This is a genomic window from Burkholderia stagnalis, assembly GCF_039848545.1.
Classification (GTDB): Bacteria; Pseudomonadota; Gammaproteobacteria; order Burkholderiales; family Burkholderiaceae; genus Burkholderia; species Burkholderia stagnalis.
This window is the reverse complement of the sequence record NZ_CP156686.1, coordinates 2,489,396-2,501,915: the sequence shown is the minus strand read 5'-3', so window position 1 is coordinate 2,501,915 and position 12,520 is coordinate 2,489,396. Positions and strand designations below refer to the sequence as shown.

Annotated in this window: 11 protein-coding genes; 5 read left to right on the top strand and 6 right to left on the bottom strand. The window is 68.2% G+C overall.

All coding sequences use genetic code 11. The annotated features are described in order from the left end of the window. Positions 1–186: 186 nt before the first annotated feature. The 3 genes from mqo to ABFO07_RS27900 all read right to left on the bottom strand — a co-directional run bounded on the left by mqo (position 187) and on the right by ABFO07_RS27900 (position 3,214). Positions 187–1,821, bottom strand: coding sequence for a malate dehydrogenase (quinone) (mqo, locus tag ABFO07_RS27910; RefSeq protein WP_347469704.1), 1,635 nt, complete (start codon positions 1,819–1,821; stop codon positions 187–189). Positions 1,822–2,402: 581 nt separating this feature from the next. Continuing rightward, on the bottom strand, positions 2,403–2,678 hold the full coding sequence (locus ABFO07_RS27905; RefSeq protein WP_347468980.1) for a hypothetical protein: 276 nt from the start codon (positions 2,676–2,678) through the stop codon (positions 2,403–2,405). Positions 2,679–2,725: 47 nt separating this feature from the next. Then, positions 2,726–3,214, bottom strand: a complete 489-nt coding sequence (locus ABFO07_RS27900) for an Lrp/AsnC family transcriptional regulator (protein ID WP_347468978.1) — start codon at positions 3,212–3,214, stop codon at positions 2,726–2,728. 116 nt (positions 3,215–3,330) lie between these two features. On the opposite strand from ABFO07_RS27900, the gene ABFO07_RS27895 reads away from it, so the two are divergent. The 3 genes from ABFO07_RS27895 (at position 3,331) to ABFO07_RS27885 (ending at position 6,702) form a co-directional block, all read left to right on the top strand. After that, the gene (locus ABFO07_RS27895; protein WP_347468977.1) at positions 3,331–4,383 is read left to right on the top strand and encodes a histone deacetylase family protein; all 1,053 of its coding nucleotides are present in this window, start codon (positions 3,331–3,333) and stop codon (positions 4,381–4,383) included. Between the two features lie 64 nt (positions 4,384–4,447). Then, the gene (locus ABFO07_RS27890) at positions 4,448–5,524 is read left to right on the top strand and encodes an ornithine cyclodeaminase (RefSeq protein ID WP_347468975.1); all 1,077 of its coding nucleotides are present in this window, start codon (positions 4,448–4,450) and stop codon (positions 5,522–5,524) included. A gap of 44 nt (positions 5,525–5,568) precedes the next feature. Continuing rightward, entirely contained in the window at positions 5,569–6,702 is a 1,134-nt protein-coding gene (locus ABFO07_RS27885; protein ID WP_059890063.1) for a branched-chain amino acid ABC transporter substrate-binding protein, read from the top strand. 48 nt (positions 6,703–6,750) lie between these two features. Here the strand turns inward: ABFO07_RS27885 and ABFO07_RS27880 are convergent, their stop codons facing one another. Next, the gene (locus tag ABFO07_RS27880; RefSeq protein WP_059564365.1) at positions 6,751–7,620 is read right to left on the bottom strand and encodes a mechanosensitive ion channel family protein; all 870 of its coding nucleotides are present in this window, start codon (positions 7,618–7,620) and stop codon (positions 6,751–6,753) included. Between the two features lie 342 nt (positions 7,621–7,962). Here ABFO07_RS27880 and ABFO07_RS27875 point away from each other — a divergent pair, with 342 nt between their 5' ends. Next, positions 7,963–9,324, top strand: coding sequence for a M23 family metallopeptidase (locus ABFO07_RS27875; protein ID WP_347468971.1), 1,362 nt, complete (start codon positions 7,963–7,965; stop codon positions 9,322–9,324). Positions 9,325–9,446: 122 nt separating this feature from the next. Here the strand turns inward: ABFO07_RS27875 and ABFO07_RS27870 are convergent, their stop codons facing one another. After that, positions 9,447–10,256, bottom strand: coding sequence for a TlpA disulfide reductase family protein (locus ABFO07_RS27870; protein ID WP_060015237.1), 810 nt, complete (start codon positions 10,254–10,256; stop codon positions 9,447–9,449). A gap of 90 nt (positions 10,257–10,346) precedes the next feature. Continuing rightward, positions 10,347–10,823 (bottom strand): GNAT family N-acetyltransferase, encoded by a 477-nt coding sequence (locus tag ABFO07_RS27865; RefSeq protein ID WP_059890069.1) that lies wholly within the window; start codon positions 10,821–10,823, stop codon positions 10,347–10,349. A 96-nt stretch (positions 10,824–10,919) separates the two neighbouring features. On the opposite strand from ABFO07_RS27865, the gene ABFO07_RS27860 reads away from it, so the two are divergent. Continuing rightward, complete coding sequence (locus ABFO07_RS27860) at positions 10,920–12,428, top strand: PLP-dependent aminotransferase family protein (protein ID WP_347468969.1); 1,509 nt, start codon at positions 10,920–10,922, stop codon at positions 12,426–12,428. Positions 12,429–12,520: the final 92 nt, after the last annotated feature.

Here is a 12,520-nt window from a genome sequence, read left to right as displayed (position 1 = left end):
GTGGATCGGCCGGCGATCGGCGGATCGCGCGTGGCGCAATTCTAGCGGATACGGCGGCCGGCCCGGCGGGTTCGCGGCCGCCGCGCCCAATGAAAAACGGCCGCCCGGCCCGGGCTGCGCCCCGCTTCGCGGAGGCAACCCGTGCCGGAACGGCCGTTCCGGGCGGCGCGGCGCGCCTTCAGCGCATCACAGTGCCATGTCGTTCGCCGCCTTGGCCGGGCGGACCGGCTGGGCCGGCGCGGCGGCCGCGCCTGCATGCGCGGGCGCGCTCAGGTCGATCGTCGGCGGCGTCGCGAGCTGCAGCACGTCGCTCGTCGCGTTCCATTCTTCCTGGACCTTCGCCGGGCTGTCGTTCAGCTTCGTGCCGTAGCTCGGCACGATCTGCTTGATCTTCTGCTGCCAGGCAGGCGTCGCGACCTTGTCCTTGAACACCTTCTCGAGCAGGCTCAGCATGATCGGCGCGGCGGTCGACGCGCCCGGCGATGCGCCGAGCAGGCCCGCGATGCTGCCGTCCTGCGACGCGACGATTTCGGTGCCGAGCTTCAGCACGCCGCCCTTCACCGGGTCGCGCTTGATGATCTGCACGCGCTGGCCGGCCTGCCACAGGCGCCAGTCTTCCTTCTTCGCGTTCGGGAAGTATTCCTTCAGCGCGTTGAAGCGGTCCTCGTCGGACAGCATCAGCTGGCCGGCCAGGTACTGGACGAGCGGGAACTCGTCGACGCCCACGCGCATCATCGGCGCCACGTTGTGCGTGTTGGTGCTGGTCAGCAGGTCGAAGTACGAGCCGTTCTTCAGGAACTTGGTCGAGAACGTCGCGAACGGCCCGAACAGGATGATCTTCTTGCCGTCGATGATGCGCGTGTCGAGGTGCGGCACCGACATCGGCGGCGAGCCGACCGACGCCTTGCCGTACGCCTTCGCGAGGTGCTGCTTCACGACTTCCGGGTTGTCCGTCACGAGGAACGAGCCGCCGACCGGGAATGCGCCGTAGTCCTTCGCTTCAGGGATGCCCGACGCCTGCAGCAGGTGCAGCGCGCCGCCGCCCGCGCCGATGAACACGAACTTCGCGTCGATGTCCTGCGGCGCTTCGTTCGAGTGCAGCTTCACCCACGACACGTGCCACGTGCCGTCGGCGTTGCGCTTGATCTCGCGCACTTCGCTCGACAGCGACAGCGTGAAGTTCGGCTGGCGCTGCAGGTAGCCGACGAACTGGCGGGTGATCTCGCCGAAGTTCACGTCGGTGCCGATCGGCGTCCAGGTGGCGGCAACCTTCTGCTTGCGGTCGCGGCCTTCCATCATCAGCGGCACCCACTGCTTGATCTGGTCGTAGTCTTCCGAGTACTGCATGCCGCGGAACAGCGGGCTCGCCTGCAGCGCGTCGTAGCGCTTCTTCAGGTAGCGGACGTTGTCGTCGCCCCACACGAAGCTCATGTGCGGCGTCGAGTTGATGAACGAACGCGGGTTCTTCAGCACGCCCTGCTTCACTTGCCATGCCCAGAACTGGCGCGAGATCTGGAACGACTCGTTGATCTGGATGGCCTTCGAGATATCGATCTTGCCGTCCGGCTTTTCCGGCGTGTAGTTGAGCTCGGCGAGCGCGGAGTGGCCGGTGCCCGCGTTGTTCCAGCCGTTCGAGCTTTCCTGCGCGACGCCGTCGAGGCGCTCGACCATCGTCATCGACCAGCTCGGTTCGAGCTCGTGCAGCCAGACGCCCAGCGTCGAGCTCATGATGCCGCCGCCCACCAGCAGGACGTCGACCTTCTTGGTGTCGGCCGCATGCGCGGACGACGCGGCTACGCACAGCGCGAGCCCCGACAGCATTACCCGTAACGTTTTGATCACAGCAGATCCCTTTTTCAACTTGAATGCATCGATTTGCCACGCCGTCCGGCCGGGGCGGAATGCCGGCGCCTGCGCGTGCCGACCGGGGCCGGTGCGCGCATCCGGATATCCGGATCGCGAATCCGGGATTCCGGATTGACGCGGGAAGCCGTTGCATTTGCGCACGCGAAGCCGCTGCGAAGGACACCTTCGATGCGGTTCGCGGCAGGCAGGCAATCGCCTGCATCGCGCTGGCGCGCAACGCGCCGAGGCCCTTGCGGCAAGCCTGAGCGGTTGGGGTTTCAGGCTGCGTCGGAAAGGGCCGCACGCGGCGCTTCTGCCGGGGGCGGGGTGGCAAGGGGCGCGTAATATAACCGAACTCGATTGCCGTGTCGCAGAGGGAAAATAGCCTTGTTTTTGTGGGGTTTTTTTGTGTCCGGGTTTCCGGAATGGGGGACGGCAGGCGGGTTGATCGAAGCGCTGCCGCACATGCCGATCGATGCCTTGGGGCCCGATCGGAATCCGTCGAAAGCGGCAGCGTGAGGCGGGGATGAGAATGGCCGCGGCGAACCGCGGCAGGGTCACTTTACGGAACCTGAACCGCTCCGGCAGTACTGCGCGAACGCCTCCGCCGAATTCGCGAAGCCTTTCTGTTTCGCGAGTTCCCACGGCCGTTCACACTGCCTGGTCGATTCGCACCATGCGTAGCCGGCCGAGCCGATGCAGCCATGCGCGTCGCGATCGCCGCCGACGATCGGTGCGGAGGACTGCGCAGGCGGAGTCGGTTGTGCCGCACATGCACTCAATGCAAACACGATTGCAGCGGCAAGAGAAACCGACGGGATGAAACGTTTCATGAGGTCATGCTCCGTGAAATAGGAAAAAGGTATCGCGCTACCGCCGCTCATTCCTCCGGCACCGGCAGCCGCGACGAGAACTTCACCTCGCGCAACGCGAGGCTCGATTGAATCGACGAAATGCCCGCCTGCCGCCGCAGCACGCGTTCGACGAACTCGGCATACGCATCGAGATCCGTCGCCACGACTTGCAGCACGTAATCGGCGGCGCCGGTGATCTTGTGACACGAAAGTACTTCGTCATGCTTGCGGATCACGGCTTCGAAATTGTCGGCGGATTTGTCGGAATGCATGTTGAACGTGACGAGCACGAACGCGAACACGTTCATGCCGAGCGCGCGCCGGTCGAGGTTCGCCTGGTAGCCGGTGATCACGCCTTCGTCCTCGAGGCGCTTGCGGCGGCGCCAGCAGGGTGTCACGCTCAACGACAGCTTCTCGCCGAGCGTCGCGTTGGAGAGCGCGCCGTCTTCCTGCAGCAGGCGCAGCATGGCGCGGTCGACGCCGTCCATTTCTGCCTTTGGGCGATTTTTGCTCATTTCGTCCGTTCCGTAGTCGGTTTGCACAAAAGTGTACGGAACGGCAGCGCGAAAAGCAAAGCTATTGCCGCTCCTCGCCAATAAACTGTTGCTTACCCTTACCGCAACAGCCCACCATGCTCACGATCTACAGCAGCGATCACCAACTGCATCGCGGCGTCGAACTGAAGGACGGCGCCATCACCGATTCGTTCGAGAACCCCCTGCGCGCCGAAACGGTGCTCGCGCAAGTCCGCGCGAGCGGCCTCGGCGACGTGGTCGCGCCGCGCGCATTCGACCGCGCGTGCTATGCCGGCGCGCACAGCCGGCGCTATGTCGATTTCCTCGCCGGCGCTTGGGACGAATGGCGCGCGACCGGCCGCACCTGCCAGGCGCTGCCGCTCGTGTGGCCCGTGCGCGCGATGCCATCGGGTGCGACGCCGCCCGCGTTCATCGACGGCAAGCTCGGCTTCTTCGCGATGGACGCCGGTTCGCCGATCAACGCCGGCACGTGGGCCGCGGCCAGCGCGAGCGCGAATTCGGCGCTGACCGGCGCCGAGCTGCTGTCCACCGGCACGCCCGGCACGCCCGGCACGCGCGCGGCATTCGCGCTGTGCCGCCCGCCCGGCCACCACGCCGGCCGCGAGTACATGGGCGGCTACTGCTACCTGAACAACGCGGCGATCGCGGCCCAGCACGCGATCGCGCGCGGCGCGGCGCGCGTCGCCGTGCTCGACGTCGATTTCCACCACGGCAACGGCACGCAGGACATCTTCTACGACCGCGCGGACGTGCTGTTCGTGTCGATTCACGGCGAGCCGCCGGTGTCGTATCCGTACTTCTCCGGCTACGCGGACGAGCGCGGCACGGGCGCGGGCGAGGGCTACAACCTGAACCTGCCGCTGCCGAAGGGCACCGCGTGGAGCGGCTACGACGCAGCGCTCGGCCGCGCGGCGGCCGCGATCGCCGCGTATGCGCCCGACGTGCTCGTCGTGTCGCTCGGCGTCGACACGTTCGAGCACGACCCGATCAGCCACTTCCGCCTGCGCTCGCAGGACTACCTGCGGATCGGCGAGGCGCTCGCGCGCCTGAGCCTGCCGACGCTGTTCGTGATGGAAGGCGGGTACATGGTCGACGAGATCGGCATCAATGCGGTCAACGTGCTGCTGGGATTCGAAGGCCGCGCGTGAGCGCCGCGCCGTGACCGGTTCGGCGGCGGCTGCGCAGGCCGCCGCAATCAAAGGAGCAGTTAGCATGACGAGATATCTGGATGTGACGAGCGTCTCGACGCTCGTGACCGAAGTCGGGATCACGCAGGTCCTGACGACGATGGCTTCCTACATCGAGCAGGACTACCGCCGCTGGGAGACCTTCGAGAAGACCGCGCGCCTCGCGAGCCATTCGACCGACGGCGTGATCGAGCTGATGCCGACCTCCGACGCCCGGCTGTATTCGTTCAAGTACGTGAACGGGCACCCGAAGAACACGCGCGCCGACCTGCTGACGGTGATGGCGTTCGGCGTGCTCGCCGACGTCGATACCGGCTACCCGCTGCTGCTCAGCGAAATGACGCTGACGACGGCGATCCGCACCGCGGCGACGTCCGCGCTGGTCGCGCGCTTCCTCGCGCGGCCCGATGCGCGCGCGATGGCGCTGATTGGCAACGGCGCGCAAAGCGAGTTCCAGGCGATCGCGTTCCACGACATGCTCGGCATCGACGAGCTGCGCGTGTTCGACATCGATCCGGCCGCCACCGACAAGCTCGAGCGCAATCTCGCGCCGTTCGCGGGCCTGCGCGTGATCCGCTGCGCGTCGGCGGCCGACGCGGTGCGCGGCGCGGATATCGTGACCACCGTGACCGCCGACAAGACCAACGCGACGATCCTGACGCCCGACATGATCGAGGACGGCATGCACGTCAACGCGGTCGGCGGCGATTGCCCGGGCAAGACCGAGCTGCATGCGGACGTGCTGCGGCGTGCGCGCGTGGTCGTCGAATACGAGCCGCAGACGCGCATCGAAGGCGACATCCAGCAGATGCCGGCGGATTTCCCGGTGGTGGAGTTCCAGCGGATCGTGTCCGGCGCGCAGCGCGGCCGCGAAACCGATGCGCAGGTGACGGTGTTCGACTCGGTCGGCTTCGCGCTCGAGGATTTCTCGGCGCTGCGCTACCTGAACGCGGCCGCGCGCGAACGCGGCATCGGCATCGAGCTGGACCTGATCCCGACGCCGCGCGATCCGAAGAACCTGTACGGCGTCGCGGCGGGCAGCGAGATGCGCACGGCGTCGAGCGTCGCGGACCGCGTGCTGCTCGCGGCGCTGCGGCATTGAGAACGGATTCCGACGCAACAATACATCCCCATCAGGAGAGAGACATGCTTCGACATCACAAGACAACGGCGGCCGCAGCCGTCGCGATGGCGTGCGCGCTGCCCGTGCACGCGGACGAGATCGCGCGGATCGGCCACGTCGCGCCGCTGACCGGCGCGATCGCGCATCTCGGCAAGGACAGCGAGAACGGCGCGCGGCTCGCCGTCGAGGAGATCAACGCGAAAGGCCTCGTGATCGGCGGCACGAAAGTGACGCTGCAGCTCGATCCGCAGGACGACGCCGGCGACCCGCGCACCGCGACGCAGGTCGCGCAGCGGCTCGTCGACGACAAGGTGGCGGGCGTGGTCGGCCATCACAATTCCGGCACGTCGATCCCGGCGTCGCGCGTGTACCGCGACGCCGGGATCGTGCAGATCTCGCAGGCGGCCACCAATCCCGTGTACACGCAGCAAGGCTTCAAGACGACGTACCGGGTGGTCGCGACCGACGCGCAGCAGGGGCCGGCGCTGGCCATGTTTGCGGCGAAGCGGATGAACATCCGGACGGTGGCGGTGATCGACGATGCGACCGCGTACGGGCAGGGGCTCGCGACCGAATTCGAGAAGGCGGCGCAGGCGGCCGGCCTAAAGGTCGTGTCGCGCGACGCGACGAACGACAAGGCGATCGATTTCCGCGCGATCCTCACGAAGATCAAGGGCGCGAATCCGGACGCGATCATGTACGGCGGCATGGACGCGACCGGCGGCCCGCTCGCGAAGCAGGCGCGGCAGCTCGGCCTGCGTGCGAAGATCCTCGGCGGCGACGGCGTATGCTCGACCGACCTGCCGAAGCTCGCGGGCGCGGCGGCGGACAACGTCGTGTGCTCGGAAGCCGGCATCGCGCTCGAGAAGATGCCGGGCGGCGCGGCGTTCGCGAAGCGCTACGAGGCGCGCTTCCATCAGCCGATGCAGGTGTACGCGCCGTTCTCGTACGACGCCGTCTACATCATCGTGGATGCGATGAAGCGCGCGAATTCGACGTCCGCCGCGAAGGTGCTCGCCGCGATGCCGGCCACCGACTATCGCGGCGTGATCGGCGAGACGAGCTTCACGCCGCAAGGCGACCTGAAGCACGGCGCGATCTCCGTGTTCTCGTACAAGGACGGCAAGAAGGTGCTGCTCGACATCGTCAGGATGTGACGCTCGCGCGCCTGCGTCGCGAACGCGCCGGTTAACGGTGACGTTGGGTTACAGCGCGCGGGTGCGCGAGCCGTCGGCGCTGCGCCCCGCATCGTGCACGATGTGCAGCTCGCGCGTGCGGATCGGCGTCGCGCAATCGGCATCGGCGAGCGCCTTGCGCACCTGGCGCGCGAGGCGCCAGCGCAGCGCCCAGAACGTGTCCGTATGCGTCCAGACGCGCATGTTCGCGACCGCGGTGCTGTCGTCGAAGCGCATCACCATCACGTCCGGCGCGGGGTCCTGAAGCACGTCGGGATCGGCGTCGGCCAGTGCGCGCAGCGCGTCGAGCGCGCGGTCGATGTCGTCGCGCACGGAGACTTCGACTTCGAGATCGAGGCGGCGTGTCGGGTTGCGCGTGTAGTTGCGAATCGGGCTGCCCCACAGCGCGCTGTTCGGCACGTACTCGCAGATGCCGTCCGGTTTCGTCAGGCGCGTCATGAACAGGCCGACCTCGTCGATGGTGCCCGCGACCCCCGCGCCGCCGTCGATGTAGTCGCCCACCTTGAACGGCCGCAGCAGCAGGAGCATGATGCCGGCCGCGATGTTCTGCATCGTGCCTTGCAGCGCCAGCCCGATCGCGAGGCCGGCCGCGCCGAGCACGGCCACGATGCTGGCGGTTTCGATGCCGAGCTGCGACAGCGCGCCGACGATCGCGACGATGCGGATGCCCCACACGGCGACGTCGCACAGAATCGGCCGCAGCGTGTCGTCCACGCGCTCCTTGTTCGCGAGCAGGCGGCTCAGCCAGTTGCCGATGCGTTTCGACAGCCACCAGCCGGCGATGAGCAGCGCAAGGCCGGCGCAGAGCCGGAGGGAGAAGGTGGACAGCGCATTCCACAGGAACGTCCAGCGTTCCGGATGAAAGTGATCGAGCAACATGGGGGGATTCGGACTCCTTTGACTTCAGACATCGAATGGCGCGCGGCGGCTTGCCGCATTTGCGCAGGCGCTACGCAGCCGTTCGCGCGCGCCGGCGACCCTCGACTGTACACGGAGCATGGTGTTTCGCTTGTACGGATAAGGTCGCATCCCGTTCAGATGCGCTGGAAATATGCCATTTCGTTCGTGTCCTATTGGTTTAAATTTCAAATTAGTACGAGTCATATTAAGCCGCTTAAGCCAGGCCGATACACTCGAATTCGAATAGCCGGAGCATGACGGTGGTCCCATTGCATTGCCCGGCAGCCTTCCGATTCTTCATTGATAGCGAGTGATGACGCCATGCGGTTTGATCTGCGTTCCCGTCTCGCACGCGAACGAGGTCAACCCGCACAACGCGGCGCCGCCTGCCTGCCGTCTCGCCGCGCGCTGCTGTGCGGCATCGTCGCGGCAGCCTGGCTTGCCGGCGCGCAAGGCGCGGTAGCACAGGCGTCTCACGATGCCGTGTCATTCGCGCCCGCCATGGCGGTGACGGCAGACCTCGTCGACGTGCCTTTTTTCCATTCCGCCCGCACCGTGTGGGGCGGCTTGCGCGCGATGTCGGCCAAGCCGTTCGACGCCGCGGCGGACGCACCGGCTGCGAGCGCCGACCCCCACGGCCCGGTCGCGCGTTTCGGCGCATGCGCACCCTACAGCGTGCTCTGCGACGCGGCGCGCGATGCGATCGAACGCAATTATGCGGCCCGGTTCGACTACGGCCTTGCGTCCCCGCTGCCCGCAACGGATGGACCGGCAGCGTTCAAGCCGCGTTCCGGCGAACTGGCGTCCGGCGAGCCGTTCACGCTGGCCGAGCCGAACAGCGGCACGCGGATCGGCGCGATCGCCGGCAGCCTGCAGGCATCGCTGGCGAGCGCCGATCTGCCGGCCGGCGTGGCCGGGCAGATCTCCCGCATGCTGGCGGGTCGAGTCGACGTGACGCAGCGCGGCTGGACCGGCGACGCATTCCGCGTGGCATTCGATGCGGACGACGACGCGACCCTTCAGGGCGGCCCGCGCGTGACGGCGCTCGATCTGCGCTTTCGCGGCCAGCAACTGTCGGCTGTATGGTTTGCTGCCGAGGCGGGAGCGCCCGGCGGCTATTACGATCTCGACGGCAGGCCGTTCGCCGGTTCCCGGTTCGTGATGCCGGTCGACGCGACGCGTGTGAGCTCCCGCTTCGGCGCACGGGTGCATCCGGTGACGGGCGCGACGCACGTGCATTCCGGCGTCGATCTGGCCGCGCCGGCGGGCCGGGCCGTCCATGCGTCGGAGAACGGCACGGTGTCGTTCATCGGTACCGAACCGCGTGGCTACGGCAAGTATGTGGTGGTGCGTCATGATGCCGGCTATACGTCGTACTACGCGCATCTGTCCGCATTCGAGCCGGCGTTGCGCATCGGCGCGCGGGTCGCACGCGGTCATCGTGTCGGCGCGGTCGGCAGCACTGGCACGGCGACGGGCCCGCATCTGCATTTCGAGGTTCGGCGGCACAACCGGCCCGTCGATGCGCTCGCGCTGATGCAGGCGTCTAGCGAGGCGGCGCTGAAGGGCGAACAGCGCGTGGTGTTCGATCGCGTGGCCGGGCAGGCTCGCGTGCGTCTGGCCGCGGCGTCGTGGTCGCCGTCGTTCGCGGTGTTGGAGGCTGCAGGCGTGAATGCGGGTTGATCGTTCGGTTTGCCCGGAAATGAAGGTCGGTCAACGGCTCGTTTCAACGCGTCGAGGATGCATGGCCTGCGACTCGTGACGCTCGGAAACGGTGTGTGCAACGCGATCCGTCAACGCGGCGCTCAGGGGCCGAAGTGCTGCATCATCGTGTCCTTCAGCCGCGCGGCGGTCAGCTCGCCCATGTGCGATTCGACGAGGTTGCCGTTCGCATCGAAGAAGAGCGTCGTCGGCAGTCCGCGCGACCCGTACGCATGCATCGCGCGCATCGAGCGGTCGAGCAGCACGTGATCGAAGCGCAAGCCTTGCTGTTCGAGGAACGCGCGCACGGCTTGCGCGTCTTCGCCCTGGTTGAGCATCAGCACCGCGACGCCCGGACGATCTTGCTGCGCCTGCGCGAGGATCGGCATTTCGCGGCGGCACGGCGGGCACCAGGTGGCCCACAGGTTCACGACGGCAGGCCGGCCGGCAAAGCGTTGCGGCGGAACGGGCGTTGCGTCGAGCGCGTCGAGCCGCATCGCGGCGAGCGGCGGCGCGCCGTGCTGCAGCGTCGCCAGCGTGCCCTGCGCGATGCCCCATGCCGCGAGGCCGGCGGCGATGCCGATCCATGCCGGGCGGCGCAGCGCGGGCAGGCGGCGCAAGCGCCAGCCGGCGAACGCGAGGCCGGCCGCGATGCCGATGCGCCAGTCGAAGCCGCCGTCGCCGAACGCGACGAGCGAGCGGGGCGCGGCCGCGTAGTCGGCCCACCACTGCGCGACATAACCGACGCGCGCGGCGATCAGGCCGAGCAGCAGCGCGTCGACGATCAGGCTCGATGCCGTCTTGTGCTGGCCGTCCGGCGAGCGGCGCTGGATGAAACGGGCAACGAGCCACGCGAGCAGCGCGGCGGCGGCAACCGCGACGACGCGGATCGAGAAGGGACCGATGCTCAACATGAGAAGGAAAACTCAGGACGTGATCGACGCGGACATGCGGCGATTCGACATCACGTCATGCGCACGGGTTCCCTTCACGACGCCGCCGGGCTAACGCGGCAACACCTTCCTGTAGACCACGAACCCGCTTTTCTCCGCGACGGTGTCGTACAGCCGCATCGCCGTGCGATTGGTTTCGTGCGTCTGCCAGTACACGCGCTCGGCCCCATGTTGCGCGGCGACCTCGTATACGGCCTCGATCAGCGCGCGCCCCACGCCCTTGCCGCGCTCGCTTTCGAGCGTGAAGAGATCCTGCAGGTAGCAGGTCGGGCCGGCCAGCGTCGTGCTGCGGTGGTACAGGAAATGCACGAGCCCGACGAGCGCGCCGTTGCGTTCGGCAACCAGCGCATGCACGGGCTCGTAGCCGTCGAAGAAACGCGACCACGTGAGCTTCGTCACGTCGAGCGGCAGCGCCGTCGCGTCGAAGCGGCCGTAGAAGCGGTTGTAGCCGTCCCAGAGCGGCAGCCAGGCAGGGTAGTCGTCCGGCTTGACGGGGCGTACGGTCAGGCTGGCATTGGTAGCGTTCATGTGGTCGACCTCGCGATGGCATGGAGCAGACGCTTACGATAGACAATTCGTGGCACCATGTGTAGACCCATGTCATCCCCCATACCTGGAGCCACGATGGACTACGGCGTCTTGCTGTCGACGTTCGAACGCGAAACCGGACGGCGCGCGGTCGCGCGGATGTCGCAGCAGCACCGGCTGTACGCGTGCCTGCGCATCGCGATTCTCGACGGCCGGATCGCGGAGGGTGCGCGTCTCGCGCCGTCGCGCACGCTCGCCGACGAACTCGGCATCGCGCGCAATTCGGTGCTGTATGCGTACGAGCGGCTCGCGGCGGAAGGCTTCGTGATCGGCACGCGCCAGGGCACGGTGGTCGCGCACGTGGGCCTGCGCGACGCGCCGGCTGCGGCCGCTGCCACCGCCGCAACCGTCGACGCGAGCGCTGATGCAAGCGCCGACGTCGCGCGGCTGTCGCGACGCGTGGCGCACGTCGAGCGCACGGCCGAAGGCATCGACGAATCGCTGCCGTTCGTGCCGGGCACGCCCGCGCTGGACGAATTCCCGCTCGTGCAATGGCGGCGCTGCGTCGAGCGCGCGTGGCGCGACGCCGTGCCCGCGCAGCTCGGCTACCAGCCCGCCGCCGGCGACGCGACGCTGCGCGACGCGATCGCCGGCTACCTGCGCGTGTCGCGCGGGGTGCGTTGCGACGCGGAGCAGATCGTCGTCACCGACGGCACGCAGAACGCACTGGACCTGTGCGCGCGTGCGCTGGCCGACGCCGGCGACATCGCCTGGATCGAGAATCCCGGCTACCACGGCGCGCGCAATGCGTTCCTGGCCGCCGACCTGCGCGTCGTGCCGATCGGTGTCGATGCCGAGGGCCTCGCGCCGCACCCGGACGACTGGCGCGCGCGCACGCCGAAGCTCGTCTACATCACGCCGTCGCACCAGTATCCGCTCGGCGCGGTGATGAGCCTCGAGCGGCGGCTCGCGCTGGTTGCGCAGGCGCGTGCGGCGGGCGCGTGGATCGTCGAGGACGACTACGACAGCGAGTTTCGCCATCACGGCGCGCCGCTCGCGGCGGTGCAGGGCCTCGCCGACGATGCGCCGGTGATCTATCTCGGCACCTTCAGCAAGGTGATGTTTCCGGCGCTGCGGATCGGTTTCCTGGTCGCGCCGCCGGCGCTCGCGCGCGCGTTGCGCGAAACGGCCGGCGCGCTGATGCTGCACGGGCGCGCGATCGAGCAGCGCGCGCTGGCGGATTTCATCGACGCGGGGCATTTCACGCGTCACCTGCGGCGCATGCGCAGGCTCTACGCGGAGCGCCGCGCCGCGCTGCAGGACGCGCTCGAGCGGCACCTGCGCGCGCAGCTGACGGTATCCGGCGGCGCGGGCGGCATGCACCTGTCCGCGCGGCTCGACGTGCCGGTGGCGGATACGGCGCTCTGCCGCGTCGCGCAGGCGCACGGGTTGATCCTGCGGCCGTTGTCGTCGTTCTGCCTGCCGGGGACGGAGCAGGGCTACAACGGCCTCGTGCTCGGCTATGGCGGCGTGCCGGCCGCGCAGATGGACCGGCTGGCGCGGCGCATCGGCGAGATGATCGAGCGGGTGCTGGCGAACCGGTGACGGCGGCCGGGCGGGGCGCCGCACTGTGACGAACAGATGACGAATGCGTGACGCGCCTTCATGCCGCCACAGGTGTTGCCGCTTGCGTCGGA